The 26,550-nt window shown below is 59.5% G+C and carries 28 protein-coding genes, 1 pseudogene and 1 riboswitch; of the genes and pseudogenes, 15 read left to right on the forward strand and 14 right to left on the reverse strand.

The window, feature by feature from the left end; genetic code table 11:
* The first annotated feature begins 40 nt into the window (after positions 1 to 40).
* The 6 genes from LOY43_RS12375 (at position 41) to LOY43_RS12400 (ending at position 5,126) form a co-directional block, all read left to right on the forward strand.
* Entirely contained in the window at positions 41 to 1,297 is a 1,257-nt protein-coding gene (locus tag LOY43_RS12375) for a cation:dicarboxylate symporter family transporter (protein WP_095049883.1), read from the forward strand.
* 122 nt (positions 1,298 to 1,419) lie between these two features.
* Entirely contained in the window at positions 1,420 to 2,523 is a 1,104-nt protein-coding gene (locus LOY43_RS12380) for an alkene reductase (RefSeq protein WP_095049884.1), read from the forward strand.
* 57 nt (positions 2,524 to 2,580) lie between these two features.
* Complete coding sequence (locus LOY43_RS12385) at positions 2,581 to 3,324, forward strand: SDR family oxidoreductase (RefSeq protein ID WP_220558730.1); 744 nt, start codon at positions 2,581 to 2,583, stop codon at positions 3,322 to 3,324.
* Between the two features lie 81 nt (positions 3,325 to 3,405).
* Positions 3,406 to 3,792, forward strand: a complete 387-nt coding sequence (locus LOY43_RS12390) for a nuclear transport factor 2 family protein (protein ID WP_095049886.1) — start codon at positions 3,406 to 3,408, stop codon at positions 3,790 to 3,792.
* Between the two features lie 65 nt (positions 3,793 to 3,857).
* A complete protein-coding gene (locus tag LOY43_RS12395) occupies positions 3,858 to 4,292 on the forward strand; it encodes an SRPBCC family protein (protein WP_095049887.1) in 435 nt (144 codons plus the stop codon).
* A gap of 117 nt (positions 4,293 to 4,409) precedes the next feature.
* Entirely contained in the window at positions 4,410 to 5,126 is a 717-nt protein-coding gene (locus LOY43_RS12400) for a class I SAM-dependent methyltransferase (protein ID WP_095049888.1), read from the forward strand.
* 713 nt (positions 5,127 to 5,839) lie between these two features.
* On the opposite strand, the gene LOY43_RS12405 is transcribed toward LOY43_RS12400, so the two are convergent.
* The 3 genes from LOY43_RS12405 to LOY43_RS12415 all read right to left on the reverse strand — a co-directional run bounded on the left by LOY43_RS12405 (position 5,840) and on the right by LOY43_RS12415 (position 7,513).
* Positions 5,840 to 5,998 (reverse strand): DUF2986 domain-containing protein, encoded by a 159-nt coding sequence (locus LOY43_RS12405; RefSeq protein ID WP_095049889.1) that lies wholly within the window; start codon positions 5,996 to 5,998, stop codon positions 5,840 to 5,842.
* A gap of 78 nt (positions 5,999 to 6,076) precedes the next feature.
* Positions 6,077 to 6,985, reverse strand: a complete 909-nt coding sequence (locus LOY43_RS12410) for an alpha/beta fold hydrolase (protein WP_258709737.1) — start codon at positions 6,983 to 6,985, stop codon at positions 6,077 to 6,079.
* A gap of 66 nt (positions 6,986 to 7,051) precedes the next feature.
* The gene (locus LOY43_RS12415) at positions 7,052 to 7,513 is read right to left on the reverse strand and encodes a VOC family protein (RefSeq protein ID WP_258709738.1); all 462 of its coding nucleotides are present in this window, start codon (positions 7,511 to 7,513) and stop codon (positions 7,052 to 7,054) included.
* A gap of 125 nt (positions 7,514 to 7,638) precedes the next feature.
* On the opposite strand from LOY43_RS12415, the gene LOY43_RS12420 reads away from it, so the two are divergent.
* On the forward strand, positions 7,639 to 8,118 hold the full coding sequence (locus LOY43_RS12420) for an RcnB family protein (protein ID WP_258709924.1): 480 nt from the start codon (positions 7,639 to 7,641) through the stop codon (positions 8,116 to 8,118).
* 34 nt (positions 8,119 to 8,152) lie between these two features.
* Here LOY43_RS12420 and LOY43_RS12425 read toward each other — a convergent pair whose 3' ends face one another.
* The 8 genes from LOY43_RS12425 to LOY43_RS12460 all read right to left on the reverse strand — a co-directional run bounded on the left by LOY43_RS12425 (position 8,153) and on the right by LOY43_RS12460 (position 15,672).
* A complete protein-coding gene (locus LOY43_RS12425) occupies positions 8,153 to 9,694 on the reverse strand; it encodes a class I SAM-dependent methyltransferase (protein ID WP_095126431.1) in 1,542 nt (513 codons plus the stop codon).
* A 167-nt stretch (positions 9,695 to 9,861) separates the two neighbouring features.
* Complete coding sequence (locus LOY43_RS12430; RefSeq protein ID WP_258709739.1) at positions 9,862 to 10,344, reverse strand: GNAT family N-acetyltransferase; 483 nt, start codon at positions 10,342 to 10,344, stop codon at positions 9,862 to 9,864.
* Between the two features lie 130 nt (positions 10,345 to 10,474).
* Positions 10,475 to 10,795, reverse strand: a complete 321-nt coding sequence (locus LOY43_RS12435; protein WP_258709925.1) for an isochorismate lyase — start codon at positions 10,793 to 10,795, stop codon at positions 10,475 to 10,477.
* A gap of 170 nt (positions 10,796 to 10,965) precedes the next feature.
* Positions 10,966 to 11,169: a PLD nuclease N-terminal domain-containing protein gene (locus LOY43_RS12440; protein ID WP_095049894.1), complete on the reverse strand. Its 204-nt coding sequence runs from the start codon at positions 11,167 to 11,169 to the stop codon at positions 10,966 to 10,968.
* A gap of 50 nt (positions 11,170 to 11,219) precedes the next feature.
* Positions 11,220 to 12,140, reverse strand: coding sequence for an ABC transporter substrate-binding protein (locus LOY43_RS12445; RefSeq protein WP_095049895.1), 921 nt, complete (start codon positions 12,138 to 12,140; stop codon positions 11,220 to 11,222).
* A complete protein-coding gene (locus tag LOY43_RS12450; protein WP_258709740.1) occupies positions 12,137 to 12,496 on the reverse strand; it encodes a ferredoxin in 360 nt (119 codons plus the stop codon). Before LOY43_RS12450 ends, LOY43_RS12445 begins: the two co-directional genes overlap by 4 nt.
* Positions 12,496 to 14,433, reverse strand: a complete 1,938-nt coding sequence (locus LOY43_RS12455) for a TonB-dependent siderophore receptor (RefSeq protein WP_258709741.1) — start codon at positions 14,431 to 14,433, stop codon at positions 12,496 to 12,498. Before LOY43_RS12455 ends, LOY43_RS12450 begins: the two co-directional genes overlap by 1 nt.
* 91 nt (positions 14,434 to 14,524) lie before the next feature.
* Positions 14,525 to 14,731, reverse strand: a riboswitch (cobalamin riboswitch).
* A gap of 47 nt (positions 14,732 to 14,778) precedes the next feature.
* Positions 14,779 to 15,672 (reverse strand): LysR family transcriptional regulator, encoded by an 894-nt coding sequence (locus LOY43_RS12460; RefSeq protein ID WP_093433378.1) that lies wholly within the window; start codon positions 15,670 to 15,672, stop codon positions 14,779 to 14,781.
* A gap of 110 nt (positions 15,673 to 15,782) precedes the next feature.
* Here LOY43_RS12460 and LOY43_RS12465 point away from each other — a divergent pair, with 110 nt between their 5' ends.
* From LOY43_RS12465 to LOY43_RS12495, 7 genes are all read left to right on the forward strand, one after another.
* Positions 15,783 to 16,790, forward strand: a complete 1,008-nt coding sequence (locus tag LOY43_RS12465) for a zinc-binding alcohol dehydrogenase family protein (RefSeq protein ID WP_095049898.1) — start codon at positions 15,783 to 15,785, stop codon at positions 16,788 to 16,790.
* A 48-nt stretch (positions 16,791 to 16,838) separates the two neighbouring features.
* Positions 16,839 to 18,011, forward strand: coding sequence for an L-dopachrome tautomerase-related protein (locus LOY43_RS12470; RefSeq protein ID WP_095126428.1), 1,173 nt, complete (start codon positions 16,839 to 16,841; stop codon positions 18,009 to 18,011).
* 54 nt (positions 18,012 to 18,065) lie between these two features.
* Positions 18,066 to 18,719, forward strand: coding sequence for an oxygen-insensitive NAD(P)H nitroreductase (nfsB, locus tag LOY43_RS12475; RefSeq protein ID WP_095049900.1), 654 nt, complete (start codon positions 18,066 to 18,068; stop codon positions 18,717 to 18,719).
* A gap of 27 nt (positions 18,720 to 18,746) precedes the next feature.
* Positions 18,747 to 19,055 carry a putative quinol monooxygenase gene (locus tag LOY43_RS12480; RefSeq protein ID WP_095049901.1) on the forward strand — a complete coding sequence of 103 codons (309 nt, stop codon included), beginning with the start codon at positions 18,747 to 18,749 and terminating at the stop codon, positions 19,053 to 19,055.
* Positions 19,056 to 19,091: 36 nt separating this feature from the next.
* Positions 19,092 to 21,755 (forward strand): alpha-ketoglutarate dehydrogenase, encoded by a 2,664-nt coding sequence (gene mdeB / locus LOY43_RS12485; protein WP_258709742.1) that lies wholly within the window; start codon positions 19,092 to 19,094, stop codon positions 21,753 to 21,755.
* 175 nt (positions 21,756 to 21,930) lie between these two features.
* Positions 21,931 to 23,058, forward strand: a complete 1,128-nt coding sequence (locus LOY43_RS12490) for a saccharopine dehydrogenase family protein (RefSeq protein ID WP_095049903.1) — start codon at positions 21,931 to 21,933, stop codon at positions 23,056 to 23,058.
* Between the two features lies 1 nt (position 23,059).
* A complete protein-coding gene (locus tag LOY43_RS12495; RefSeq protein ID WP_095049904.1) occupies positions 23,060 to 23,551 on the forward strand; it encodes a DUF2269 domain-containing protein in 492 nt (163 codons plus the stop codon).
* Here the strand turns inward: LOY43_RS12495 and LOY43_RS12500 are convergent.
* Both LOY43_RS12500 and LOY43_RS12505 read right to left on the reverse strand, forming a co-directional pair.
* Positions 23,535 to 23,996: a thiol-disulfide oxidoreductase DCC family protein gene (locus LOY43_RS12500; protein WP_095126423.1), complete on the reverse strand. Its 462-nt coding sequence runs from the start codon at positions 23,994 to 23,996 to the stop codon at positions 23,535 to 23,537. The two genes, LOY43_RS12495 and LOY43_RS12500, sit on opposite strands and share 17 nt — an antisense overlap.
* A gap of 135 nt (positions 23,997 to 24,131) precedes the next feature.
* Positions 24,132 to 25,133, reverse strand: coding sequence for an acyltransferase (locus LOY43_RS12505; RefSeq protein WP_258709743.1), 1,002 nt, complete (start codon positions 25,131 to 25,133; stop codon positions 24,132 to 24,134).
* 189 nt (positions 25,134 to 25,322) lie between these two features.
* Here LOY43_RS12505 and LOY43_RS12510 point away from each other — a divergent pair.
* Positions 25,323 to 25,468 (forward strand): annotated as a pseudogene (locus tag LOY43_RS12510) (MFS transporter); the annotation flags it as partial.
* Positions 25,469 to 25,647: 179 nt separating this feature from the next.
* Here LOY43_RS12510 and LOY43_RS12515 read toward each other — a convergent pair.
* Positions 25,648 to 26,385 (reverse strand): GntR family transcriptional regulator, encoded by a 738-nt coding sequence (locus LOY43_RS12515; protein WP_258709744.1) that lies wholly within the window; start codon positions 26,383 to 26,385, stop codon positions 25,648 to 25,650.
* Between the last annotated feature and the right edge of the window lie 165 nt (positions 26,386 to 26,550).

The following is a 26,550-nucleotide window of genomic DNA, read 5'->3' on the forward strand; positions in this document are numbered from 1 at the left end:
CCGCTGACGCAGACCTTTCCTTCCAACAAAAAGGCTAGACATGAAACGTATTCCCCTGGTGTGGCAAATCGTTGCCGGGCTGTTGCTTGGCGTGCTCGTCGGTTGGTATTTCAATACCCATCCGCAATATCAAACGTGGGTCAGCACGGAGATCCTCAAGCCCCTCGGTGACATCTTTATCAAGATGATGAAGATGGTGGTTGTACCGATTGTCTTCTGTTGCATGATTCTGGGCATCGCTGGCGGTGGCGATAACAAGTCGTTTGGCCGCATGGGCATCAAGTCGCTGGGTTATTTCTTTGCTATTACCGCGCTGGCCATTGTCATCGGCTTGTGTTTCGCAAACCTCTTTGAACCGGGTAGCGGCACCGATATTTCCGGCCTGTCGCATGGCACGGCATCGATCAACATGGAGCCCTCGAAAGGCGCGCTGGTGATCGTGCAGAACATCGTGCCGGACAATGTTCTGGTGGCGATGTCGGAAGCGAAATTGCTCTCGGTACTGTTCTTCGCCGTGCTGTTCGGCCTCGCTTTGAATGCGCTGCCAAGAGAAAAAAGTGCGCCAGCCATCGCGGTGGTTCAGAGCATTTCCGATGCGATGTTCAAAGTGGTCTCTATTGTCATGGCCTACGCGCCGGTTGGTGTCTTCGGCATGATTGGCGCCACGGTCGCGACCTTTGGTTTTGCCTCGCTGTTGCCATTGCTCAAGTTGATCGGCGTGGTTTACCTGGCGCTGGTGGTCTTTGCATTGGTGATACTCGGTGGCATTTGCTACTTGATTGGGGAGAACATTTTCAAATTGATTCGCTACTTCCGCAGTGAATTGATTCTGGCGTTCTCAAGTGCCGCATCCGCCGCCGTCATGCCGCAGTTGATGAGCCGTTTGGAGCGCTACGGTGTACCGCGGCGGATCGTCAGTTTCGTGGTGCCGGTGGGTTATGCATTCAATCTGGACGGCGCTTCGATTTTCCTCGGTGTCGCGACGATCTTTGTGGCGCAGCTCTATGGCATCGACCTGTCACTGTCGCAGCAGATCCTGCTGGTGGTGACGATGGTACTGACGTCGAAAGGCGCGGCGGGGGTGCCCGGGTTTGCCATCATCATCCTCTCCGCTACGTTGGCTTCGGCCGGTCTGCCCCTGGAGGGCGTGGCATTGATCGCGGGTATTTTCAGGATCATCGACAGCGGTACGACCACGCTGAACGTATTGGGCAATGCCATCGCACCGCTGGTGATTGCCAAGTGGGAAAGAGCCGCGCTTGAACCGTCAGGTGTTCATCCCGCTGCCGAAGTGTGAGCCTTCAAGCGTCGGCCCCTCACGTTTGAAACCGCACCGATAACGAGTGCACGCCCGCTGGCGCAGGGGCGTTTTTTTTGGGTTGCTTTACTAGACGACCGGTCTATTGAATAGGAGTGCTTATGATTGATAACGCTGTTGATACCGACCTTTTTTCGCCCATGCAGATGGGCGCGCTGCAATTGGCCAATCGAATTGTCATGGCCCCCGTGACGCGCAGCCGGATGGCCGACGACGGCGTACCGAATGAAATGCATGCGACTTACTACGCTCAGCGTGCGAGTGCAGGTTTGATCATCGCCGAGGCGACGAACATTTCCGCTCAGGGACGTGGCTATGCGATGACGCCGGGCATCTGGTCGCAAGCGCAGGTCGCCGGGTGGAAACAAGTCACCGATGCGGTGCACGCGGCCGGCGGAAAAATCGTCTGCCAGCTGTGGCACGTCGGGCGTTTTTCCAGTGTCGAGTTGCAGCCCAATGGCGAAGCGCCGGTCGCACCCTCGGCCATCAAGGCTGAGGGCAGCACGTATACCGAGAAAGGTTTTGTCGAGGTATCGATGCCTCGCGCGCTTGAGACCGCGGAAATTCCCGGAATCATCGAGCAGTACAAACTCGCCGCCGAGAATGCCAGGCAAGCCGGGTTCGATGGCGTCGAAGTGCATTCGGCCAACAGTTATCTGCTCGACCAGTTTCTGCGTGATTCGACCAATCAGCGCACGGACCTCTATGGCGGCTCCATCGAGAACCGTGCCCGGCTGACGCTGGAAGTGACGGAAGCGGTGGCGTCCATCTGGGGCAGCGACCGTGTCGGTATCCGCCTGTCTCCGGTGACGCCCGATGCCGGCAATACGCCGCCCGACAGCAACGTCATGGCGACTTACGGCTACCTGATCCAGCAACTCAATCGATTCAATCTGGCCTACCTGCATTTCGTCGAAGGCGCCACCGCCACTTCTCGCAGCGTTCCTGCGGGCGTGGATCTCGACGCGCTGAGTGCGCAGTTCGACGGCGCGTTCATTGGCAACAACAACTATGACCTGGCGATGGCGCTTGAGCGTCGGGCGCAGGGCCGTATCGATGCGGTGGCGTTTGGGCGTTTGTTTATTGCCAACCCCGACCTGGTCGAGCGCTTACGCCATGGTCTCGAACTGACCATTGCCCCGCGTGAGAGTTACTACGGCGGTGGCGCGAAAGGCTACATCGATTGGCCAACCGCTAACGCCTGAATGGCAACCCTGACACCGACCGGGCGCAATCGCATTCACTGCAAAGAGGAACGAAACATGAATTATCTACACAACAAAGTCGCCATCGTCACCGGTGCATCTTCCGGTATCGGCGCGGCCACGACGCGTGCGCTGGCGGCACAAGGGGTTCGTGTGGTTGTCGCTGCGCTGGACGAAAAGGGCTTACAGGCTTTCGTCGCCGAGTTGCGTGAGGCCGGCCATGACGTGGTCGCTTTTACTGCTGATGTGACCCGGCTTGAGCAAACCAGAGCACTCGCCAGGTTCGCGCAGGACACCTATGGCGGTGTCGACATTCTGGTGAATAACGCCGGGCTGATGCTGTTCTCCAATTGGGTCGATCTGGTCGTGGAGGATTGGGAAAAGATGATCGACGTGAACATCAAGGGTTATCTCAACGCTACCGCGGCAGTGCTGCCTGTGATGCTGGAGCAGCGGTCCGGGCAGATCCTCAACATGGACTCGGTGGCCGGCCATCAGGTCGGGCCGGCGGCGGGTGTTTACAGCGCCACCAAATTTTTTGTGCAGGCCATGACCGAGTCCATGCGCAAGGAATTGGGCGTACAGCATGGCATCCGCGTCAACACGGTCAGCCCCGGCGTTATCAATACCGGTTGGGCGGACAAGGTCAGTGATCCGCAAGGGCGCAAGGCCGCCCAGGAACTCAACCGCATCGCCATCGCGCCTGACGATGTTGCCCGGGCGGTGATCTATGCGCTCAACCAGCCGGGAAACGTCACCGTCAACGACCTCATCATTTCGCCGACGCGCCAGGACTGGTGAGTGTTGGCTGCTCCAGCCGCCGGGTGCCAGCCTTGGCTTCCGGTGGCCTTTGTAACTCCCCCCCAACGAAAGGAAACAACCATGTCGAAGAACATCAAGGCTGTACCGACCGCCGAATACACCGCTGTCATCGCCACCGCCAATCAATACGTCGAAGGTCTTCGGGTCGGTGATGCTCAAGGCGTCGCTCAAGCCTTTCATAAAGAGGCGGTGATGTACGGTTTCACCAACGGCGAATTGCTCGGCGGCCCGATCAAGAACCTGTTTGATTTCGTCGAGAAAAACGGCGCTGCCCCGCAAATCAGTACGCGTCTAGACGTGCTGGCGATCACACCGACCACCGCAGTGGTGCGCGTGGACATGGAAACCGATGCGATCGGTGCTGACTACAACGACTACCTGACCCTGATCAAAATTGGCGGCGTCTGGAAGGTCATCGCCAAGGTTTATCACCAGTTCGAGGCCTGAGTATCGGTCGATCCCGGTAGTCCGCTGCCGGGATCGGCGGATGATCAATTACAAGGGGATACGAGATGTCGAAGGTTGAGTTTTCCGCTGTCGTGGAAGGCGCTGCACAACAGGTCTGGAACGTGGTGAAGCAGTTTGGCGAGATCAAGAACTGGCACCCTTCGATTGTGGACAGCCATATCGAAGGCGCAGGACCCGAGATTGTGGGCTGCATTCGCACGCTCACGTTGAGCGATGGCGCCGTTGTCAGAGAGCGCTTGTTGTCGGTTGATGACTCGACGTTGAGGCTGTCCTACCGTTTTGAAGAGTCGCCCTTACCGCTGGACAACTACGTGGCCAGCGTGGAACTGGTTGCTTTGTCAGGCCAGGACAGAACACTGGTCAGTTGGCTGGCCAGTTTCGATCTTCGAGAACCGAACAGTGCCGAGCACTATCAGGCACTGATTCGCAGCCTGATCGTCGACGGCCATGGTGGGCTGCAGGCGCTGCTTGCTCGGTAATACAAAACCCAGGTTCACATGCCCCGCATTCCCGCAAGGAATGCGGGGCATGAAGCGAATGAATTTTCCCTCTCGCGCTCTTCGGCGTAGCGTGCTCGAAAAACCAGGAGCATTGCCGTGAGCCAAACCTCGACCAGCCCCGCAGAAAAATTCGACACCTCCCGCGCCAGCGAATACGCCCGCCAAAGCCGCATCGCGCTGGCCGGCTACGACGCCTGTCATGATCTGGCGGCCTGCATGTTGGCGGCGAGCCTGGGTTCGCGTCCGGCCAACATACTGGTGGTCGGCGCTGGCGGCACGGCGCAGGAAATCATTGCGATGGCGGCGCTGGAGCCGCAATGGCATTTCACCGCAGTCGACCCTTCCGTACCGATGCTGGAAACCGCGACAGCGCAACTGCAGGCCAACGACTTGCTGCACCGAACCCAGGTGCATCTTGGCCACGTCGAAGACCTGCCGGCTGCTGCCTCATTTGATGCGGCAACGTTGATCGGCGTGCTCCATCATCTGAACGGTGATGAGCCCAAGCGCCAGATCCTGCAAGCGATTCAGGCGCGACTCAAACCGGGCGCACCGCTGATTGTCGCCGGCAACCATTACGCCTATGCCAGCCAACCGTTATTGCTCCAGGCGTGGGGACAGCGTTGGCGGCAGCAGGGCGCCAGTGCGGAGGAGGTGAAGGCCAAGCTGGGCAAGATTCTGCAAGGCGCCGACCCGCCGCATTCCGAAGCGGCGGTTCAGGCGTTGTTGCATGAGGCCGGGTTTGGCGAGGCGACGCGGTTTTTCAGCAGTTTGTTCTGGGGGGCTTGGCTGGCGTGTAAAACGCCTTCTTGATGCGGACTGGTTCGCAAGGTGCGCTCAGACATGCCATTAACGTCACCGTCGGCGTTCGGTCCATTGTTCCTTGGTCAGCCCATAGCACTTGCACAGGGCCGGTGCACTGGAGAGGCTCAACTCGGCGTCGTACAAGTATCGGCGCAGAAAAGGAGAACCGCTCACATGTCCGTTCTCACAAGCCTATTAATGTTTTTGTTCCGGATCCTGCCATATTGTGCATTGCAAGAAGAAGTACCCCAACAACGTACCTATTGGAAAACCAAACATCAATAACGCACCTATGAACTCTGATGCTTTTCTCGAAGACTCAAGTCGGTTTCTGCTTCCATAGGCAAGCAGTAAATGGACGAAAACGGCTGCTGCGCAAAACACAGGTATGCCTATTGAGGTGCTTTTATCAATCATGCATAGCCATGCAGAAAGTGAGCAGATGAGGAAATAGAATAATGCCAGGGTGATATGAAATCTCATCAGTTTAATATGATTTTTTTCATAGTTTGGCGAGCTATTTGTCATCGTGAGTCTGGCTCCGAAATAGGCGCAAGCATAAAAATAAATGTGTCGTAAATTTGGTCGGTAAACGCCCAAAACGGACAGGAAAAAAACGACCACCCGGCCCGGTCAGCGAAACGCGTGGCGCCGGTGGCGGAGAAAGACCTCTACATTGACCGGGCGCTGGCGAATATTGCGCCGTTCTTGTAGAGCAGGGATCAGCTCTCGCTGGAATCGATTGATTCCACTGCTGCCTCAGCCTCCAGTTTCGCCCGCTCAGCCTTGCTGATGTACTTGGGCTTTTTCGGCGCCAGTTTGGCGCTGGCCTTCTTGGCCTTTTCCTTGAACAACTGCTGCAGTTTCTTTTGACGATTCATGTTTTCTGTCCGGCCTGCTCTTGCGCGCAAAAGGGGCGAATCCTGACGTAAGCGTCGGGCCAAGGCAATGCCCATTCTTCACATTGCGATAAAGTCGCGCACTGCCTTGATGGTCGGTGCCGGCGCCTCTTCCATCAACCAGTGTCCCGCCGCCGGTATCACCACTTCGGTCACGTTGTCCGCGGCATTGCGCATGACGATCGCTTCGTTGTTGCCAAAGGACTTTTCACCGCCCACGGCGAGCACCGGCATGGCCAGGTGTTTCTGCAGAACGGGGGCGTTGTCGAGGGCGTCCTGACGAATGCTGCGGAACTGGGCGAATGCGGCGTGCATGGCGCCGGGGCGGGCGTAGAGCTTGGCGTAATGCTGGCGGGTGCCTTCATCGACTTTGGCCGGGGTGCCGGCGAACTCGTTCCAGAAGCGGTCGAGGTAGATGCGTTCGCGCCCGGCAACCAGACGCTCCATGTCCGCGCCGCCGAAGTCGAAGTGCCAGAGCATCGGCGAACGAACGATGTCGTTCCACGGTGTGATGCCGGGCACGGGCGCATCCATCACCACCAGGCGCTCGGTCAGCTCGGGATAGCGCGCGGCATAGGCGAACGCGACCATGGTGCCGATGTCATGCCCGATGACCACCGAGTGCTCGATCTTCAGCGCGCTCAACACCTGACGAATGTCGCCGGCCTGGGTCTTCTTGTCGTAGCCGTCCTGCGGAATCGACGATAACCCCATGCCGCGCAGATCCGGCACCACCACGGTGTGATCGCGGGCCAGATCCGCCGCCAGCGGCGCCCACATGTCGCCGGTATCACCGAAACCATGCAACAGCACCACGGCCGGACCCTTGCCACCAACTCGCACATGCATTGTCGCGCCTTCGACTTTGATGTCCTGAGTGTGGAAGGTGGCGGGGAAGGGAGTGACGTCGGCGTGGACCTGGAAACTCAGGACGAGCAGGGCGAGGCCAGTCAGCAGTGGGCGGGTCATGGCGAAGTCTCCAAGCGTGGTGGCGATGGAGAGAGCGTAGACGTATCGATCAGGGGCGGCGGAGTTTCATCCGCAAGCAAATGCTGCCTCGATAAATGCCCCCAGCGCCTTCTCTTCGAGAATCTCGATCGAGAAATGCCCGAAGCGCTTGGGCAACCAGATGATGCGGGTTCCGGACGGCGATTGCAGGTTCTCGCGAGTCAGCGGCTGGCCGTTCTCGTCTTCCGGCTGAACTCCGCTGGCGAGCAGTTCGTCGTAGGCCAACTCGATATCAGGTGTCGTGTAGCAATGACGGTAAATCATGCCTTCGCCCACTGTATCCAACAGTTCCTTGAGATTTCCCGCCAGCGGCTGGACCAGCATGAAGCGTTCCTGACCGATCAACGCCACGGCATAGCGTACGTGCAGGCCCCCGCGATTCCAGGTCTGCGGTGTGGAGATCCGCGCCTGAAGGATCTGCGCGTAATAGGCACAGGCTTCTTCAAGGTCTTTGACCAGTACGTCGATGTGGCTGAACTTCAAATCCATGAAATAGCTCCTGTCAGGCAGTGTCGATGGGCTGGGCGTAATCGACGATCGGTCAGCCGGAATAAACTAAGCTGATGTGTAACGTCAAGATGACACAGGAGCAACCCACCATGAAGGCGCGCCGCATGAACAAGTCACGCACGTTGATTGCAACGATTTCCTCTCTTGCGCTGGTTGTCAGCTCGGCGATGGCATTGGCTGATCCCGGTAATGGAAAGGGCCAGGGCAATGGCAATGGCAATGGCAAGGGTAATTCGCAGAATATGCAGGGCCACGGTAACCAGAAAGGCAATGGCAACAAGGGCAACAACTCTGGCGGTGACTGGAGTCATGCCCCTAGTATCGATCGCGGCAATGTGCTCGGGATTGTTGGCGGCTACCGCGACTACTGGAACCCGGGACCTGCGCTGCCACCGGGCATTCAAAAGAATCTTGCACGCGGCAAACCGCTGCCGCCCGGGATCGCGAAAAAGCTCGATGGACGCCTGGTCGGTCACCTGCCGCATTACGATGGCTACGAATGGCAGCAGGTGGGCACGGATCTGATATTGGTTGCGCTGGCCACCGGCCTGATTTACGAGGTGCTCAACGGGGCGTTTGATTAAGATTTCCTGCCCCGCTGCGCACCACCTACCCCGATCAGACGATTTTCAAAGCGCTCAGCACGATCAGCGATTGCTCGGCAAAGGCCTGGGCCTGCTCGGTCAGCGCGGCGATGTTGGCTTCAGCGGTGGTCAGCGCTTTGCCGTCCTTGACCAACACTTCGTTTTGTTCGGCGATGACGCTCCACGCCAGTTGCGCCCACTCCGCCGGGTGCTGCTTGCCCTGACGGATCGCAATCAGGAACAGTTGCTGGAAACGACTGACGGTGACGCCACCCCCGGTGACCGGGCTGCTCAGCACTTGAATGTCGGCGTTGAACAGCGCGCGTTTGCACAGTTGCAGGTTGAACGCAGCGCAGCGTTCATACACCAGAGCCTCGGCAGCTTCGCTCTGGCACGGGGCTACCGCGCCCATGCTGACCAGGATGGCGATGGCCTGTTCCAGATCGTCATAGGCCATTGGTGACACCGCATCGAGCAACTGCTGCATCGTTTTGGCTTCATACATCTGATCTGCGAGGGCATTGAGGAGCGGGCGGTAAATTTCCGCTTGCAGCGTCGCTGCGCCAGCGGGGCCGGTGACGCTGGAGGCTACGTTTTCTGTCGGCTGCATCAGCACGAATCGCGTATTGAGCATGCGCGAACGGCGCTCGGTCGCGCTGAGTCGGTTGGCACCGCGCACGTACAGGTCGCGACGGAAAGCCTGGTTGACGAAATAGTCACGCGCCTGCTCGCGCATCACCGGGTGTTCGATACCGTCGAGAAAGGCCAGGCCTTCGGCGCTCAGGTTGAGTGCGTCGACCGAATCCATCGGCACCGCGGTCGTGACGTAATCGAGCTTGGCCGGGGCCAGTGCATCCACCATGTCGGCGAAATACATGCAGTTCCAGTCGCGATTGAAATATTCGTGGGCGACGTATTGGCGGTCCTGACCTTTGATGGTCTGCAGCCGGGCACCCAGACTCGGCGCGGCAATGGCGTACTTGGGGTTGGCCGCCAGCAGCGCTTCGGAAAACTGCAACGCGGCGTCGATGCGCTGATCCGCCCGCGTCGAGTGATTGGCGAAGCGGTCGTGCAGGCTGAACAATTGGCGCAACGGCGCAGCAGGCGACCAGCCCGGGAATGCGTTGTAGCTGACGTAGAGATGACCACCCGGTTTGAGGTGGCGTCGGGCGAATTCGACGATCAGTTTCTGGTTGTCACGGCTGACCCAGGTCCAGATGCCATGCAGGCTGATGCTGTCGAACTGCGGCAAATCATGGCGCGCCAGCAGTTGCTCGAAGCTGTCGTCGTAGAGTTTTGCGCCATTGTTGCTGAGTTCCGCCAGCTCAATGGCATGGGCCGCCTGACCGGGGTGGAAGTCCGTCCCGACGAAGCCACCAGGGTTGGCCGTGGCGTGGATATTGATCGACACACCCTGGCCAAAGCCGAGTTCACAGTGGTAACCGTCGGGATTGTCCAGCCCGGCAAAGCCGCGCAACAACAGGCAGTAACGCTGGAATACCGGATTGATTTCCCGGCTATAGCTGTAGGTGTAGCCTTCGTCGGTGAAATAACCTTCGTTCCAGGCGTTGCTCATGGGTGCAGCCTCTTGAATCGTAATGGAAAGTGGCTCTTGTAAAAGGATGGACGTGCGTCGTTCAGTCTTGCGCAGGTCATCAGCATGTTGTCGGCAGGATCGAACCATCCGATAGGGTTCGTGCTGATATTTTGCCGGGTTTATTCATGATCGGAGTTGGCCGCTCCTCACAAACGCACGCCCATCTCCAGGGCACGGGTTTCGAAGCCGAACTCGGCATACATGCGTACCGCGCGCTCGTTGAATGGCCACACCGTCAGGCGCAAGTCCTGAGCATCTTGCTCGATAGCCCAGTCTTTCACCCGTTGAATCAGTGCGCGGCCAATGCCTTTACCCCAGAACGGCTCGGCGACACACACCGAGCCGATGCGCACCACATTCTGCGGCTGCATCAGCGGGCCGGAACTGGCGGACAGGATGGCCGTGATGAACGCCACGGGCCGTTCACCTGCGCTGGCGATGAAGACGATCTGGCCAGGCTTTTCGAATACCCCCGCCCAGTGCGGCAAATCGCGGGCAAAATCTTCGGTGGCGGCGGCGTAGATGTCAGGGCGAGCGGCGTGGTGTACCGAGTTGAGCAATTGGCCCAGCTCGCACATCGCCAGAGCATCTGCAGCGGTGGCGGTGCGGTAGGTAATGACTTCTTCCATGAATAGCGCTCGTTGATTTCGTGAGGGATCTGGCGTTGTGGTTGAAAAAGAAGTCATCGGACACACGCGGGCGGTGGTCGACAGCACGCGCCGCATGTTCGTGAGCCAGTGAAAAACTCCGGCAAAGGCGTCAACGTTCCGGTTGCTGCGCCGCCCAGTGCTTCATCTCTTCTGCGATGAAGTGATTGATCAGGTCGCTGTACATTTTCTCGATCGCGTCTGCGTTCAAACCTTCGGCGCAGGCCCATTCGCGGCGGGTGGCCAACATGGCCTGGAAACGCTCAGGTGCTCGAACCGACGTCGTTGAGGTTTTGAACTTCGACGCGGCAATGACGTACTGGAAACGTTTGCCCAGCAGTTTGATAACCGCCTGATCGAGACGATCGATTTCACTCCGGATGCCTTGCATGTCCGCACAATCGGCGGGTTGTAATGTGTTGATCACTTCCATGTACGTCGTTCTCTCTTCGGGGGAATCTTTGCCGGGCAGGTGACACGCGAAAGAGGTGCCGAGGATACCGGCATCCATCACTAAGATACGCTTCGCCAATGCAACCTCCCTGTTGTCGCCTGGCCGGCCGTATTGCGGTGTGCAGCATAGATGAGGTTCTAGCGGCCTGACTACGATGCTGAGTTATGACTGACATGCTTGGGCCCCGCCAACGCCCAGGCAATCAAGCCGAACAGCGGCACAAACACGATCAGCACAATCCATACACCTTTGTTGCTCGCTTTCCCCTCGCTCTTGCGCACCCGATTGATGGCCCAGAGTTCGATTAGCAGAAGAACTGCCGCCAGTACGATCCACACGGTTTCGATTTGCATTGGCTACCTCCTGATGGTCTGTTCGTTAGGTGGCGTGCGGTGCGACGGGTTCATTTATTTTTCTTCAGTGCATTGAGCAGGCGGGCCAGTTGCAAGGCGACGCGGCCGCTGTTGTAGGTTGGCAGCAGGTGGGTGAAAGGGATCTCGATGATGCGGTTCTCGCGCACCGCGCGCAGTTGCGAGAGGACCGGGTCGTGGGCCAACAGGTAGCGTTTGCGGCGGGCGGGCGACCATTCGGCGTCGGCCAGCAGGATCACGTCCGGGTCGCTGGCCAGCAGGGTTTCGCTGTTGACGGTGACTCGATAGAGGTTGATGTCGGCGAACACATTGCGTGCTCCGGCAGCCGCCAGCAGCGGAGTGACAAAGCCACGCCGACCTTCGCTGTCGAGACCTTTGACTTCGCTGTCGAGATAGAACACGGACAACGGTTTACCTGCACCGGCCAAGGCTCGGGCGCTGGCAATGTCCTTTTCCATGGAGTCGATCAATGCTTGGGCTTTTTGCTGCTGGTGCAGCAGCTTGCCCAAGGTCAGCAAGTCATTGCGCACATGCGCGAAATAATCCAGCGAGTGCCCATTGCAGGCGGATTCCAGCAGATACGTACCCACGCCATTGCGCGCAAGCCCCGAGCGCGAGGTCACCCCGTCGCCGAACGCCGTGGCAAAACCGCCGATCACCAGATCCGGCTTCGCAGCGTAAAGCACTTCGCTGGCCGGGTACTGCCGCGCGATTACCGGTACGCCGAAATACTCGGCTTGGCGCTGACCGGCACCGGTGTCATCCAGATACGCCACGCCGACCAGCGCTGGCCCGGCACCCAGTGCGAGGACGAGATCGGCCGCATGCTGATTGAGCGCGACGATGCGCGAAGATTGATCGGCGCTCCATTCTTCGCCGCAATTGCGGTAACTGTCGGCGAGTACAGGCATTGAGCAGAGCAGGGCGCCAAGTACGTACAGAATCGATCTCATGTCTGCGCCTTGATCAGCAAATCCGCAACCATTTCACCGCCCACCAGATGCCCCTCGACCAGCCGCTGCACATCTTCATGGCTGCGCACGCCATACCAGCAGCGTTCCGGGTACACCGTCACAATCGGCCCCAGATTGCACGGGAACTGACAGTGCGTACGGGTCAGCAAGACGCCGCCCGGCGTCTCGATGCGATCGTGCGCCAGTAAGTGCCGGCGCAAGGTTTTCCATAACTGCAACGCGCCGCGCTGGGTGCAACGCGGGCCGGTGCAGACGAATACATGGCGCGCATGCTCGGGCACCTGCGACCAGTCCGGGTGCGTGTCGACGCCGTCGACGGTTTTGATGTCACTCATCAGAAGCGGTACGTGTAGCGCACTTCGGAGGTGAACGGCCGGCCGAGGTTATCGACGTTGCTCGAACGGCTGGTGACGTAATCACGGTCGAACAGGTTCTCCACCAGCAGGCTTACGCGGTGTTGGTGGGCGTTGTCGAGGTAGCGATAGGCGTCGGCGTCGACCACTGAATAATTGCCGTACTCGACCTGCTTCGAGCTTTTGATGTCGCGGATATAGCGGATCGCACCGCCGGCACCCCACAGGCGGCTTTCCGATTCATAGCCCACGCGCGAGCGGGCGAAGAAGCTCGGGATATCGTTGAGGGTCACACCGCTGCGCGATTCGGTGAGGTTGCGGGTCATGTCCGCTTGCAGGCTCCACTGATCGTTGAGCGCGAGTTTGGCGTCGGCCTCGAAACCACGCATACGCACCTGGCCTTCACCGTTGACCCATTGAATGTCGTCGAGGGTGATCAAGTCGTCGATCTTGCGTTTGAACAGGGTCACGCTGGCGCTGAGTTCGCGGTCGAGCAGAAAGCCTTTGTAGTCGACACCCAGCTCCGCATTGCGGCTTTTTTCCGGCTTCAGGTTGCGATTGCCGATCTCGTCGCCTGGTTCATTGACGAACAGCTGCTCGGCGTTCGGCAGTTTGTAGGCGCTGCCGTACTGACCGCGCACCGACCAGTTGTCGTTGAGGTCATACAGCGAAGTGAGCATGCCGACCGTGGCACTGTCGCCGCCGCTCATGGCTTCGTGGCGAACGCCTATGCTCGGGTGCCAGTCGGGCAGGGCGTCGATCTGCGGACGCAGTTGCGTGTAGAAAGCGTGGGCTTCGGCCTTGTCGTTATCGATGATCAACACATCATCCTGGCCCTTGAACCATTGATTGTCGGTGCCAAACACCAGTACATGATCGCCGGGCAATTCAGCCTTGCCTTCGGCCTGCACACCCCAGTCGGTGAAGCCCCAATAGTCGTTGTGGTTAATGACTTTGGTGCCGCCGCCCTCCCGGTTGTTGACGCGGGTATAACGCGTGTCCCAGTCGTTGATATGGCCTTTGACGAAGTAGCTCAGGCGCTCATTGACGGCCTGCTCGAAGGTCGCCGTGGCGATCTGCTGCACGCGGTCGTTAGTGGTCTTGTGGTTGTCGACCGGGCGGGCGAAATCGAGGTTGGCGTCGGCGTATTGGTAAAACAGCTCCAGCCGCGAATCATCGTCGAACGACTGAATCGCCTTGCCGCCGAACGTGGTGACTTCGTAGGCGCGATCCTTGCCGGAATCGTTTTTCATGTCGCGGTTGCGATAGGGCTGGTAACCGTCGGAGACGTTGTGACTGACGTACGCCAACAAACCGAGGTCGCCGAAGCCGTTAGTGAAGATATTCTCGACGCGGGCGTCTTCGGTGGTGCCGCCAAAGCTGTCGACGCCTAGATTCACTTCGCCGGCGGCTTTGCGCGATTGCGGGCTGCGGGTGACGATGTTGATCACACCGGACACGGCCTGGGTGCCGAACAACAGGCTCTGCCCACCCTTGAGCACTTCGATGCGTTCGATGGCGTTGGCCGGCAGGGTGTCCAGATAGAGGCCGCCGTACAGGCGATTGTTCAGGCGCACGCCGTCGAGCAGGATCAGCGTGTCGTCGTTGCGCCCGCCGAGCAGCGAATAGGTGCCGTAGTCGAAAGGGCCGTTTTTCGGCGCCACATACAAGCCTGGAATGAACATCTGCATCACGCGGCTGACATCGGCGCTGGGGCCGGCGCGTTCGATCTGTTCGCGGCTGACGATTTCGACCTTGCTGCCGAATCTGGCCATGTCGGCGACGGTGGTGGACTCCACCGACGGTGCGGAAACGATTTGTTGATTGAGTTCCAGCGGCGCGTCGTCGGCCAGTAGCAGCGGGCTGAACAGGCAGCCAAGGAACAGGGTTGGAGCAGAAGTGTTGAAAGGTCGAATCATTGTCTTCTCGAAAAGGATCTTCGCAGAAGAGCATGCAAGAGAAGGCATCGCGCACAGCCAATACCGGCCCATGCCCGCCCACCGCAGGATTTTGCCAAACGAAATTCCAGGCCGGTCTCCGGGCTCGCGCGTATCGAGGTTTTCACCTTCCCATGGCCGTCTGGCCACAGTGGTGTATTGAAAACATCACGCGCATACCGTTGCGGGGGCAGCACCGGACTTGTTCGAAAAGAACGTACCGGTTTCCCGTTTCACCCCATGCACGGCGGCATGGGACACCTGAAACTGGCCGGCATCTGAACATTCGAGGAGCGTCTCGTCAATGTGGCAACCAACGGGGGGGAGCTATTGGATGCGTTCCAGAGCGACAAACTGGCCACTCAACCACGCATAAAGCTGAGACACCGCCGGGGTGATCTGCTTGCGATGCGGGCACACCAGACTCAACGGTGAGGCATTGCCGGGAAAATCCTTCAGTAGCACGACCAGTCGCCCTGCGATCACGTCTGCACTGACGTCCAGCCAGGATTTGTTGGCGATGCCTTCGCCGCTCAACGCCCAGCGGCGCACGATGTCGGCGTCGTCGCTGAACATCGGTCCCGAGACCTGGATCGTTTCACTGCCCAGGCTCCACTTGTCGTAGATCCGGCCGCCTTGCTGGTAGAGCAGGCAAGCGTGGTTGTGCAGATCGTCCGGCGTTTGCGGGTATCCGTGGCGCTCCACGTATTCCGGTGCGGCGACCAGCACCCGCCGGTTCCACGGTGCCAGCGGCAGCGCCACGTAGTTGGCATCTTCATTCGAGCCGTATCGAATCGCCACGTCTACCGGGTCACGAAACAAGTCGGCCATCTGGTCCGACAGGGAAAAGCGCAAGGTCAGTTCCGGGTGCTGGCGGCGAAACAGTGTGAGCCACGGCAGCAAAATGTTGCGCCCCAGATCGGACGGCGCCGTCACTTGCAACACGCCGCGCAACGTGGCGTTTTCACCGCGCAGGTTTTCCTTGCCTTGCTTGAGCGCCTCCAGCACCGAGTGGGCGGTGGGCAAGTATTGCTCGCCCTCGGCGGTTAATCGCAGGCTGCGGGTGGTGCGCGCAAACAGGCGCACGTCCAGCTCACGCTCCAGACGCTTGATCGCCGCGGCAACCTGACCGGGCAATAAATCCGCCTCATGGGCGGCAGCGGTGAAGCTGCCCAGCGCGGCGCTGCGGGTGAACAAACCAAGATCATCGATGCGGATCATTTTCACTCCTGCAGTGAAAGTGTTGGCGCATTCTGCTGGTTTTTCTTTGTGCTTGGGAAGTCGAAGATGGCGGCAAGCGAGCACATCAGCTCTTCAGACAGCGAGTTTCCATGAAAGCCATCACCTTCACCCAACACGCTTTGCCCATTGAAGATCCGCAATCGTTGCAGGACATCGACCTTCCGGTGCCAACTCCCGGCCCCCGGGATTTGCTCGTAGAAGTTCGTGCGGTGTCGGTCAATCCGGTCGATACCAAAGTACGCGCCGGAACTTTCACCAAAGAACCGAAAATCCTCGGCTGGGATGCCGCCGGTATTGTCCGCGAGGTCGGGGCTGAAGTGACGCTGTTTCAGCCTGGCGACGAAGTGTTCTACGCAGGCTCCCTTGCCCGCACCGGCAGTTATAGCGAATTTCATTTGGTGGACGAGCGAATCGTCGGGCACAAACCGCGTTCGTTAAGTGCTGCGGATGCCGCGGCATTGCCGTTGACCTCGATCACCGCCTGGGAGCTGTTGTTTGACCGTCTCGGTGTCACCGAAGGTTCAGGGCAGGGCAAGTGCCTGTTGATCACGGGGGCAGCGGGCGGCGTCGGTTCGATGCTGGTGCAATTGGCCCGACAGTTGACGCAGCTGACTGTCATCGGCACCGCCTCACGGCAGGAAACGGCTGACTGGGTCCGGCAATTGGGCGCGCATCACGTCATCGATCACAGTCAGCCGCTGCTCGCACAGTTGCAGGCACTGGGCATCGACGAGGTCAGCCATGTCGCCAGCCTGACCCATACCGAGCAGCATTTTGCGCAGCTGATCGAAGTGCTTCAACCACAAGGGCGTCTGGGCGTGATCGACGATCCTGAAAGCCTCGACGTGATGCCGCTCAAGCGCAAGTCGCTGTCGCTGCACTGGGAGCTGATGTTCACCCGTTCGCTGTACGAAACCCCGGACATGATTGAGCAGCATCACCTGCTCAATCGCGTCAGCGATCTGATTGACCAGGGCATTTTGAAAACGACTGTCGGTGAACATTTTGGCGCGATCAACGCGGCAAACATGCGCCGTGCCCATGCCTTGGTCGAGAGCGGCAAGGCCCGAGGCAAACTGGTGCTTGAAGGTTTCTGATTTCACTCATTCAGACGGGCCTGCAAGCGGGCCGGTCAGGAGCAGCTCATGCGTATGAAAAAGCTTTCTGCTGCATTGGCCATGGTCATGGCAGCGCCGTTCGCCCATGCAATCAGCGCCGTCGCGTTGCCGGCCAATGCCCCCGCCGACCGATCCTTCGGCAAGCTCGAACAGGTCCATGCGTTCTACGACGCGATGCCCACCGGCGTGACCGTCACCGAGACCGGGCGCATCTTCGTCAACTTCCCGCGTTGGGGCGACAACGTGCCGTTCACCGTGGGCGAGATCCGCGACGGCAAAGTCGTGGCTTACCCGAACGCGGCGATCAATCAGGAAAACCTCAACGATCCCAGTGATGGTCTGATCAGCGTACAGAGCGTGGTGGCCGACGGGCGGGGCCGTGTCTGGTTGCTCGATACCGCCGCGCCGGGTTTCGCAGACCCAAAACCTAAAGGCGCGAAGCTGATCGCGGTGGATCTGGTCAGCAACAAGATCGTCAAGCGTCTGGTGTTCCCGGACAACGTCATGTTGCCGAGCACCTACGTTAACGACATGCGTTTCGACTTTCGCACAGGCCCGGAGGGAACGGTCTATCTCACTGACTCGTCCCTGCGTGGACCGGGCGCGATCATCGTCATGGACATCGCCAGCGGCAGTGCCATGCGCCGTTTGAGCGGTGTGCCGGCGACCTCGGTTGACCCGACGTTTGTCCCGGTGGTTGAAGGCCTGCCACTCACCGTTGAAGCTCCGGACGGCAAGCGCAAACCGCTGGGCGTGGCCTCGGACGGCATCGCGCTGTCGGCGGACGGCAAGACACTGTATTTCACTCCGCTGTCGAGTCGGCACCTGTATTCGGTGTCCACCGCGTTGCTGCGTGATGCCAACTTCAGTGAACAGCAACTGACGGCCGCCGTGCAGGATCTGGGGGAGAAGGGCGCGTCCGATGGTCTGGAGGCTGACGCCGCCGGCGCCATCTATGCCGGCGATTACGAGCACAACTCGATCCGCAAGCGTCTGCCGGACGGCCAATGGCAAACGCTGGTACACGACCCGCGTCTGCTCTGGCCAGACACATTGTCCATTGGCCCCGACGGCTATCTGTATTTCATCGCCAACCAGTTGCACCGCCAGGCGGCATTCCGTTCCGGGCAGGATCAGCGGCAAAAACCTTACAGCCTGATGCGTCTGAAGATCGACGCAGCGCCGGCGCCGACGCGCTGATTTCCAAGCGGCATTGAGTTTTGCGTTTTCACTTTTCAGATCAGGAGTTCAATCATGGATCTCGTTTCTCTGGCCAAGCGCCGTTTCACCACAAAAGTTTTCGATGCCGACCGCAAGATTCCCAGGCACACACTGGAGTTGCTGCTGGAACAACTGCGCAACAGTCCGTCGTCGGTCAACTCTCAGCCTTGGCATTTCGTGGTTGCCGAGAGTGATCAGAGCCGGGCGCGAATCGCCCACAGTACTCAGGGGCCGTTCAGCTTCAACCAGCCGAAAATACTCAACGCGTCGCACGTCATCGTCTTCTGCACTCGCACGCATCTGCCGGAGGAATACCTGCAGGCGTTGCTGGCTCAGGAAGCCATGGACGGGCGTTTTCACAATGCCGAGGCGCGAGCAGGGCAGGAGCGTGGACGGCGCGGTTTTGTCGATCTGCATCGCTTCGATCAGAAAGACCTGCAGCACTGGATGGAAAAGCAGACCTACCTCGCGCTGGGCACATTGCTGCTGGGTGCCGCCTCGCTGGGTATCGACGCGACGCCGATGGAAGGTTTCGACAGCAAAGTCCTCGACAGTGAACTGGGCCTGCGCGAACAGGGCTTCACCAGTCTGGTCGTGGTGAGCCTGGGCTATCACAGCAGCGAAGACTTCAACGCAGGCCTGCCCAAGTCCCGCTTGCCGTCCCAGTCGCTGTTTACCTTTCTCTGAATGCAGCCGGTCCCAGGAGTATTGAAGATGAGCCAGTCCACAGAAACATTGATCTCGATTGCCGTGCTCAAGGCCAGGTCAGGCCAGGAACAGGCCTTGAAAGAAGGCTTGCTGGCGCTGGTTGAGCCGACACGCGCAGAGCCGGGCAATCTCGACTATGTGTTGTTTGAACTGCGCGACCAGCGCGGCACGTTCTACATGCGCGAGGCCTTCAAGGATCAGGCGGCATTGGATGCGCATTTCGCCATGCCTTACTTCAAGCGCTTTGCCGCCGCGGCGGATGACCTGCTGGAAGAGCCGCTGCAACTGATATTTCTTGAGCACGTGTCGAACTGATCCAGTCGTCCATTCAACCTGTCAGGGTGTGCAGCCATGAAAGATACCGCGCAACGGCCGACCCACGGAACGCCGGTTCACGAAGACATCGATGCCATTGAAACCAACGAGTGGCTGGAAGCCCTGGCAGGTGTCGCGAAAGTCGGCGGCAGACCGCGCGTGCGGTTCTTGCTGCTGCGACTGGCCGAGCAGGCCAGCCGTCTCGGCGTGCAAACGACGGCGAGTGCGTATTCGCTGTACCAGAACACCATCGCGCTCGAACAGCAGCCGGTTTATCCCGGGGATCTGGTGATGGAGGAGCGCATCACCTCGATCATTCGCTGGAACGCCCTGGCCATGGTGGCGAAGGCGAACAAGGCCTATGGCGAATTGGGCGGTCACATCGCCAGTTACGCCTCGGCGGCGGAAATTTTCGAGGTCGGCTTCAATCACTTTTTCCGTGCGGACAGCGAAGCCGGGCGCGGTGATCTGGTTTACTTCCAGGCGCACTCTGCCCCCGGGGTGTACGCGCGGGCCTTTCTTGAAGGGCGTTTGCAGGCGTCGCAACTGGAGCGTTACCGGCAAGAAGTGAAGGGCGGCGGATTGTGTTCCTATCCGCATCCTTGGTTGATGCCCGACTTCTGGCAGTTTCCCACGGGCTCAATGGGTATTGGTCCGATCAATGCGATTTACCAGGCTCGGTTCCTGCGGTATTTGCAGCACCGTGGGATTGCCTCGACGGAGGGGCGGCATGTCTGGGGCGTTTTTGGTGATGGCGAGATGGACGAGCCGGAGTCCATCGCCGCGCTTTCGCTGGCAGCGCGGGAGAATCTTGACAACGTCACCTTCGTGATCAACTGCAATCTGCAGCGTCTCGACGGCCCCGTACGCGGCAACGGGCAAATCGTTCAGGAGCTGGAGTCACTGTTCAGCGGCGCCGGCTGGAACGTGATCAAGGTGTTGTGGGGTTCGGACTGGGACCCATTGTTTGCCCGCGATGACGGCCATGCACTGTTGCGCCACTTCGCCGGGATGGTGGATGGCGAGTACCAGAATCTGGGGGCCAATGACGGTGCGTATAACCGCAGCCATTTCTTCGACCAGGACCCGCAGTTGCAGGCGTTGGTTGCAGACATGAGCCCGGAGCAGATCGACGCGTTGCGCCGGGGCGGTCACGACTTTCGTAAGTTGCATGCCGCGTTCGAGGCCGCGCGCAAGCACAAGGGCAGGCCGACCGTGGTGCTCGCCAAAACCAAGAAAGGTTTCGGCATGGGCCAGATCGGCGAGTCGCGCAACACCTCGCACCAGCAGAAAAAACTCGATATCGAGGTGCTCAAGGCATTCCGTGATCGTTTCGCCTTGCCGCTGGATGATGAGGCCGTGGCAGAAATGCGCTTCTACAAACCGGCTGACGACAGCCCCGAGTTGCGATACCTGCATCAGCAGCGACGGGCGCTCGGCGGTTACTTGCCCAAGCGCAACGGTGTGTCAGCACCAATAACAGTGCCACCGCTCGACAGCTATGGCCGTTTTGCGCTGAAGGCCGATGAGCGTGAAAACTCGACGACCATGGCGGTGGTGCGACTGTTCACCCATCTGATCCGGGACAAACAATTGGGGCCACGCATTGTGCCGATTGTCGCCGATGAAGCGCGCACATTCGGCATGGCGAATCTGTTCCGGCAAATCGGGATTTATTCATCCGTCGGCCAGTTGTACGAGCCAGAAGATGCCGGCGCGCTGCTCTATTACAAGGAATCGACCGACGGGCAACTGCTCGAAGAAGGCATCACCGAAGCCGGCGCGATTTCTTCCTGGATCGCTGCGGCGACGTCCTACAGCGTCAATGGCGAGCCGATGCTGCCGTTCTACATTTACTACTCGATGTTCGGCTTTCAGCGCATTGGCGACCTGATCTGGGCTGCCGCCGACCAGCGCGCCAGAGGCTTTTTGATCGGCGCCACATCGGGGCGCACAACGCTGGCCGGTGAAGGACTGCAGCATCAGGACGGCTCCAGTCAGTTGATGGCAGCCACTGTGCCCAACTGCCGCGCCTACGACCCGGCATTTGCCAGCGAGGCGGCGGTCATCATCGACCATGGCGCCCGGCGCATGCTGGAGCAGCAAGAGGATGAGTTCTATTACCTGACGGTAACCAACGAGAACTACGTTCAGGCCTCACTTGAACCAGACGAACACGCGGACGTGATTCGCGGCATGCGCCTCTATGCGCGCTATGGCGAGGAGGTACCGGCGGTTCGTTTACTGGGTTCGGGAGCGATTCTGCGCGAGGTGATTGCCGCCGCACATATGCTGGATCAAGAGTGGCAAGTCAGCAGCGAAGTGTGGAGTGTGACCAGCTTCTCCGAACTCGCCCGGGATGCCCGCGAGGTGCAGCGTCAGCAAGTGTTCGGCGGCGATGTCGAGTGCCAGAGTCACCTGCTGCATTGTCTGCCCGGTAACGCTCCAGTCGTGGCGGCCAGTGATTACGTGCGCGCCTATGCACAATTGGTGGTGCCGTATTTACAGGCACCGTGCATCTGCCTGGGCACCGACGGATTTGGACGCAGCGACACACGCTCGGCGTTGCGCAGCTTCTTTGAAGTGGATCGCTATCACATCGTTTTGGCGGCGCTGGCTTCGGTCGATCCGCGGGCACATGCCCAGGCTCGGGCGAAATACGCTATCGACGCCGATGCCGAAGCCCCCTGGAACTGCTGAGCCTTCACGTTGTGTGTCCCTTCTTTCATCAACCAACAATCGCGACGGCACACTCTGGCTGCCTGCTGCGCAAATGGATCGCGTCGGCTGGCGAGCAACTGATCTGAATGGCCTGCTGACGTTCGGCCCTATATCCTTCCCGCCTGTTTGATGAAATGACTTAGGGAAGAATTGCATGCCGTTCAGGGTGATGGTGGTCGGGGGTTACGGAAATTTCGGCAGCATCGTGTGCAGACATCTGGCGCTGATGCCGGACATCGGGCTGGTGCTGTCGGGTCGTGACCCGCGCAAGTTGCAGCGCAAACTCGATGAGCTCAACAGCCATTCGGGAAACGTCTGCGAAGGCTGGTGCGGCGATGCCATGGGCGCGGAGTTCGAAGCCGCTTTGCGTGCGCTGAACATTCAGTTGGTCGTCCATACCGGCGGGCCGTTTCAGGGGCAATCCTATGCCGTTGCGCAGAGTTGCATCGATGCCGGCGTGAACTATTGCGACCTCGCGGACTGCCGCACCTTCGTCAACGGCATCGACGTGCTCGATGCGCGGGCGAAACAAGCGGGCGTGGCGATCCTCAGTGGTTGCAGCTCGGTGCCGACACTGTCTTCAGCGATCATCGATGAGCAGCGCCAGCGCTTTTCGCGCATTGACTCGATCGAGCATGGCATTTCTTCCTCGGCGAAAATGCCCGGGTTGTCGACCATCGAAGGTGTCCTGGCTTATGCCGGCAAACCGATCAAGCAACTCAAGAACGGCAAAGTCCATGAAGTGTCGGGCTGGCTGGACCTGACCCTGCGCAAGATGCCGCAGATGGGCACGCGATTGCTGGCCAACGTCGATGTCCCGGACATGGACATCTTCGCCGGTCGTTATGGTGCGCAAACCCTGAGCTTCAAGGCGGGCGCCGGTCTCAAGCTCGGCGGTTTCGCCAACGGCTTGCTGGCTCAGGCGCTGAAAGTCGGGCTGGTGCGCGACCATGCCTTGTGGGCCGGAAGACTGCATCGGCTGGGCATGCGATTCGAGCGATTCGGCGATGGCAAAAGTGCGATGTACATCGACGTGCAGGGCCTTGGTGTTGACGGCAAGCCGCTGTCGATGACCGCACAACTCACGGCTTTGAACGACAAAGGCCCGGAAATCCCCAGCTGCGCCGCCGTGGCCCTGGCCACGAAAATGGCCCAGGGCCACGTGCCAACCGCCGGCGCCAGACCGTGCGTGGGCGAAATCAGCGTCGCCGAGTACATGGCCGCGATCAACGACCCGGACAACCTGAGCCTGGCCGTGCATTTCTCGGACGGGCAGCGCTGACATGCTCTATCTGTGCCTCAAGTACCTGCACATCATCGCCGCGATCTTCCTGTTCGGTTTCGGCATGGGCTCCTACCTCTACCTGATCGCCGCCAGCCGCACCGGCAATCCGCACGTGATAGCGCACGTCGCGCGCATGGTGGTGCGCTTCGACACCTGGATCACCACGCCGGCCGGGTTTGTGCAGATCATCACAGGTTATCTGCTGATGCGGCTTTCGGGGTTGTCGATGAGCGCCGAGTGGGTGCTGACCTCGCTGATCGTCTTCTTCTGCGTCGGCTCGCTGTGGCTGCCGGTGTTGCTCCTGCAGAAGCGCCTGTATGTGATGGCGTCGAGTGCGAGCGAGGCGGGGACGGGGCTTGATGAGCAGTATCAAGCCGTTTACCGGAAGTGGTTCTGGATGGGCGTGCTCGGGTTTGCCGGGATGTTTGTCATCGTGCTGATGATGGTGACGAAGATGACGCCGGTGCAGTTGATTAGCTTTCTGGCGTAGTTGTTTTCAGAAAGCGCTGTTGATGATCCGGGGTTGGCAGCAGGCAGGTGTCGTACTTGCCGAACAGTCGGTATCGGTTCAGCGCGATGCGGTCGTAGGCCCAGTCGCGCAGGCCGCGCGGGAATACGCGTAGCAGCCGCAATGGCTGCCAGCGGGCGGGTAGTTGGCTGATGACTTCGAAGAACGCGTCTGAACGTTCCCAATAGTGACGGTCACGGATTACCGCCATGGTGTCGAATTGATCGACTGGCAGGCCGGCCCACGCGAGCAAGGCTTGTCCCTCCGGCGACTGCACCGCTGCCAGACGCACGCGACGTTGATGATCATGGCGAATCAAAAAACGCGCCCAGCCGTTGCAGAGTTTGCACACGCCATCGAACAGGACCACGGATTCGCCGGGGTTGAGAAACGGGGCGGGGGTAGGGCGGGTTTTCGGGGTGGGCATGGGTTTTGTGTTCAAGACGTCGGGTGTTGCGATCATAGCGCCGCCAGCAGTGGTTCGCGAATGACTGCGCTCGCTTAGGCACATGAATGTGAGAGACAGGCCACGTTCAGCAGCGCGATCTGTCGCCTGTCGCCGTCAAGCCGTTGACTCACTTGCCCGAACGGCCCCCACTCGATCCTTGGAGCCGGCCCGAAGTTTATGCCGAAACTTCAACGCTGGCCGCTCGACGCAGTAATACGAAACACCACTGAGCAAGAACGACAGCACCAACACCGTTGCAACCTTGGACCAATCGAATGAGGTGATCGGCCAGAGGCCGTGCAGGAAGTAAATCACCAGGAAGTGATTGAGGAATACGCCATAGCTGATGTTCCCGAGAAACTCGTCAATCCGGTGAAATTTGAGTGTTGTCAGCCCGTACACCGCAGGGATGCCCAGGGCAATGCCGGCGGCCACTTCGGCGTTGGACGGCCGACGTTCGATCCAGCCCATCATGATCGCTGCAAAGATCAATGCCGCTGCCACAGCGGTACCGCCAGCAATCGCGAAACCCTTCGCCTGCGGTTTGTAGAGGTAGCTGCCGCACAGGAAGATGAACAGGACACCCGGCAACAGACGGTAGCCGTAGTAGTCGGTGTTGATGAATCCAAGGCAGGCGGGGATGAAGACCGCAACCGACAAGGCGAAGGCCGCGCCCCGTAGTCTGTAGATGAGCAGGAACGGGATCACCAGGTAGAAACACATCTCCAGTCCTAGCGACCAGGCCGGTGGCACGATTCCCGCTCCGGTCACGCCGAACATATAGAAACCGAGGGGCACTATTGCAAGGCTCGCGGCGATGTTTTTGACGTTCAGTTCAGCCCATTGCGGCGTGCCAGGCAGGAGGAAATAGATCACCGCACAAGAGAGGATGAAGTAGAACAGGAATTGCGGGTAAAGGCGCAGGGCGCGGTCCAGGTAGAACCGGCCAACTTTCTCGGGCGCCTGGTAATTGCGCTCGATCAGTGAGGTCATCACAAAACCACTGATGAGCAGGAAAGAAATCACCGCCACCACGCCCGGGTTGAACCCCATGAACATCTTGCCCATATGCGAAACAGCGACCAGGACGGCCAACAGCAGACGATAGGCTCCCACGTGTATCCCCAAAACGACCTTGTAGTTATGGCGGGTAAATTACGATGGTTTATGGGTGGATAACAGGTTTTTCTATGCGTTCGGGCGGGACACGGCGTGGCCAGCCAGCGCTTCGGATACCCCCAGCCCGGTCGCCATCGGCGTCAACAGGTTGGCCGGAAGGTACTCAGCGGGCAGCAAGCCAAACACGGCCTGGCCTTTGGGGGGACCCCGGTGGCGTGGTCGAACTGGGTCGCCTGCGCGGTCCCCGACCAGGCGGAAACGGGGGGATGGTGGTAGCGTCTGTACAGTCGGCCATCGCCACAGACGCAGCTGCTGGTGGGGCAATGTTTAGCTCTCCAAGCGGAGCCGATCCGCCATAGCGGCTCTCTACTCCGCCAGCTACCGGCGCCCCAAAGATGACAGAGCTGAGGCTCAGGTTGAGCCTGAACAAGCCGGTTACGCCCCCGGTTGGACCGCCGGCGTAACCCCGACACCCCCGGCTGCTAGGGCGTGGGTGCCCTTGTCACTGGGCTCATGAAATATCGATCTGGTACCTGAACCCCTCGGCCGCCGCGCGGGAAATTCGGTATTCGAGCGGGGAGCGGTCATAGCCGAGGGCGGTGCGCTCGATGGTGACGACCGGGGCGCCTTCTTTGATTGAAAGGGTCTTGGCGGTGGCCCGGTCGGCTTGCTCTACGGTGAGGGTCTCTGTCGCCGAGCCGATACATTGTCCGCACTGGGTTTCATAAAACGGGTAGAGCAGTTCGCCGAAGCTTTCGGATTCAATTTCCAGCAATACGCCGAACCGTGTGGCGGGGAGCCAGATATCCTCGTGAAACAGTGTGCGGCTTTCAACCATCCGCAGCCGTTCCAGGTGCACGACGTCTTCGTCGTCCTGCAACTTCAGGGCTGTTGCCACAGTTTGAGAGGGTTTTTGCCGGCTCTTTGCCAGGATGCGGCTGGTCGGTATTTCGCGCCCGCCAGCGGCATTCACTTGCCTGAAGAATCGCGCCAGTGAGGCATCGAAGTTGGGACGGCGCACATAGGTGCCCCGGCCCTGGCTGCGCAGGAGCAGGCCTTCATTGACCAGTGTGTCCACGGCCTTTCGTACCGTGCCGATGGCTACACCATAGTGTTTGGTGAGCTCGGCCTCCGTGGGGATGGGCGCGCCTGGCATCCATTCGCCGGTGGCGATCTTGGCGAGCATTTCTTCTCGCAGGCGCTGATAGAGCGGCAAGCGCTCGTCGTATCCGAGGGTAGGGGCGTTCATTTTTTCTTTGATTCCTTTTCGGCATGCGCAGCCACTTTAGCACCTGCGTGAGGTTTGACAGATATCCATCCCTGAATATATGGTGATCTAGTCATATATATGAATTTAAGCTTCTGTACACGTGCTGACGATGGCAGATTGGGCCAAAGAACCTGATTTCTCATG

Source organism: Pseudomonas sp. B21-041 (genome assembly GCF_024748675.1).
In the GTDB taxonomy this organism is placed as follows: Bacteria; Pseudomonadota; Gammaproteobacteria; order Pseudomonadales; family Pseudomonadaceae; genus Aquipseudomonas; species Aquipseudomonas neuropathica.

What these genes read in the sequence shown, in the direction of transcription:
- LOY43_RS12375 (WP_095049883.1), top strand. Translation starts at nt 41, where the DNA reads ATGAAACGTATTCCCCTGGTGTGGCAAATCGTTGCCGGGCTGTTGCTT.
- LOY43_RS12380 (WP_095049884.1), top strand. Translation starts at nt 1,420, where the DNA reads ATGATTGATAACGCTGTTGATACCGACCTTTTTTCGCCCATGCAGATG.
- LOY43_RS12385 (WP_220558730.1), top strand. Translation starts at nt 2,581, where the DNA reads ATGAATTATCTACACAACAAAGTCGCCATCGTCACCGGTGCATCTTCC.
- LOY43_RS12390 (WP_095049886.1), top strand. Translation starts at nt 3,406, where the DNA reads ATGTCGAAGAACATCAAGGCTGTACCGACCGCCGAATACACCGCTGTC.
- LOY43_RS12395 (WP_095049887.1), top strand. Translation starts at nt 3,858, where the DNA reads ATGTCGAAGGTTGAGTTTTCCGCTGTCGTGGAAGGCGCTGCACAACAG.
- LOY43_RS12405 (WP_095049889.1), bottom strand. Translation starts at nt 5,998, where the DNA reads ATGAATCGTCAAAAGAAACTGCAGCAGTTGTTCAAGGAAAAGGCCAAG.
- LOY43_RS12410 (WP_258709737.1), bottom strand. Translation starts at nt 6,985, where the DNA reads ATGACCCGCCCACTGCTGACTGGCCTCGCCCTGCTCGTCCTGAGTTTC.
- LOY43_RS12415 (WP_258709738.1), bottom strand. Translation starts at nt 7,513, where the DNA reads ATGGATTTGAAGTTCAGCCACATCGACGTACTGGTCAAAGACCTTGAA.
- LOY43_RS12420 (WP_258709924.1), top strand. Translation starts at nt 7,639, where the DNA reads ATGAACAAGTCACGCACGTTGATTGCAACGATTTCCTCTCTTGCGCTG.
- LOY43_RS12425 (WP_095126431.1), bottom strand. Translation starts at nt 9,694, where the DNA reads ATGAGCAACGCCTGGAACGAAGGTTATTTCACCGACGAAGGCTACACC.
- LOY43_RS12430 (WP_258709739.1), bottom strand. Translation starts at nt 10,344, where the DNA reads ATGGAAGAAGTCATTACCTACCGCACCGCCACCGCTGCAGATGCTCTG.
- LOY43_RS12435 (WP_258709925.1), bottom strand. Translation starts at nt 10,795, where the DNA reads ATGGAAGTGATCAACACATTACAACCCGCCGATTGTGCGGACATGCAA.
- LOY43_RS12440 (WP_095049894.1), bottom strand. Translation starts at nt 11,169, where the DNA reads ATGCAAATCGAAACCGTGTGGATCGTACTGGCGGCAGTTCTTCTGCTA.
- LOY43_RS12445 (WP_095049895.1), bottom strand. Translation starts at nt 12,140, where the DNA reads ATGAGATCGATTCTGTACGTACTTGGCGCCCTGCTCTGCTCAATGCCT.
- LOY43_RS12450 (WP_258709740.1), bottom strand. Translation starts at nt 12,496, where the DNA reads ATGAGTGACATCAAAACCGTCGACGGCGTCGACACGCACCCGGACTGG.
- LOY43_RS12455 (WP_258709741.1), bottom strand. Translation starts at nt 14,433, where the DNA reads ATGATTCGACCTTTCAACACTTCTGCTCCAACCCTGTTCCTTGGCTGC.
- LOY43_RS12460 (WP_093433378.1), bottom strand. Translation starts at nt 15,672, where the DNA reads ATGATCCGCATCGATGATCTTGGTTTGTTCACCCGCAGCGCCGCGCTG.
- LOY43_RS12465 (WP_095049898.1), top strand. Translation starts at nt 15,783, where the DNA reads ATGAAAGCCATCACCTTCACCCAACACGCTTTGCCCATTGAAGATCCG.
- LOY43_RS12470 (WP_095126428.1), top strand. Translation starts at nt 16,839, where the DNA reads ATGCGTATGAAAAAGCTTTCTGCTGCATTGGCCATGGTCATGGCAGCG.
- nfsB (WP_095049900.1), top strand. Translation starts at nt 18,066, where the DNA reads ATGGATCTCGTTTCTCTGGCCAAGCGCCGTTTCACCACAAAAGTTTTC.
- LOY43_RS12480 (WP_095049901.1), top strand. Translation starts at nt 18,747, where the DNA reads ATGAGCCAGTCCACAGAAACATTGATCTCGATTGCCGTGCTCAAGGCC.
- mdeB (WP_258709742.1), top strand. Translation starts at nt 19,092, where the DNA reads ATGAAAGATACCGCGCAACGGCCGACCCACGGAACGCCGGTTCACGAA.
- LOY43_RS12490 (WP_095049903.1), top strand. Translation starts at nt 21,931, where the DNA reads ATGCCGTTCAGGGTGATGGTGGTCGGGGGTTACGGAAATTTCGGCAGC.
- LOY43_RS12495 (WP_095049904.1), top strand. Translation starts at nt 23,060, where the DNA reads ATGCTCTATCTGTGCCTCAAGTACCTGCACATCATCGCCGCGATCTTC.
- LOY43_RS12500 (WP_095126423.1), bottom strand. Translation starts at nt 23,996, where the DNA reads ATGCCCACCCCGAAAACCCGCCCTACCCCCGCCCCGTTTCTCAACCCC.
- LOY43_RS12515 (WP_258709744.1), bottom strand. Translation starts at nt 26,385, where the DNA reads ATGAACGCCCCTACCCTCGGATACGACGAGCGCTTGCCGCTCTATCAG.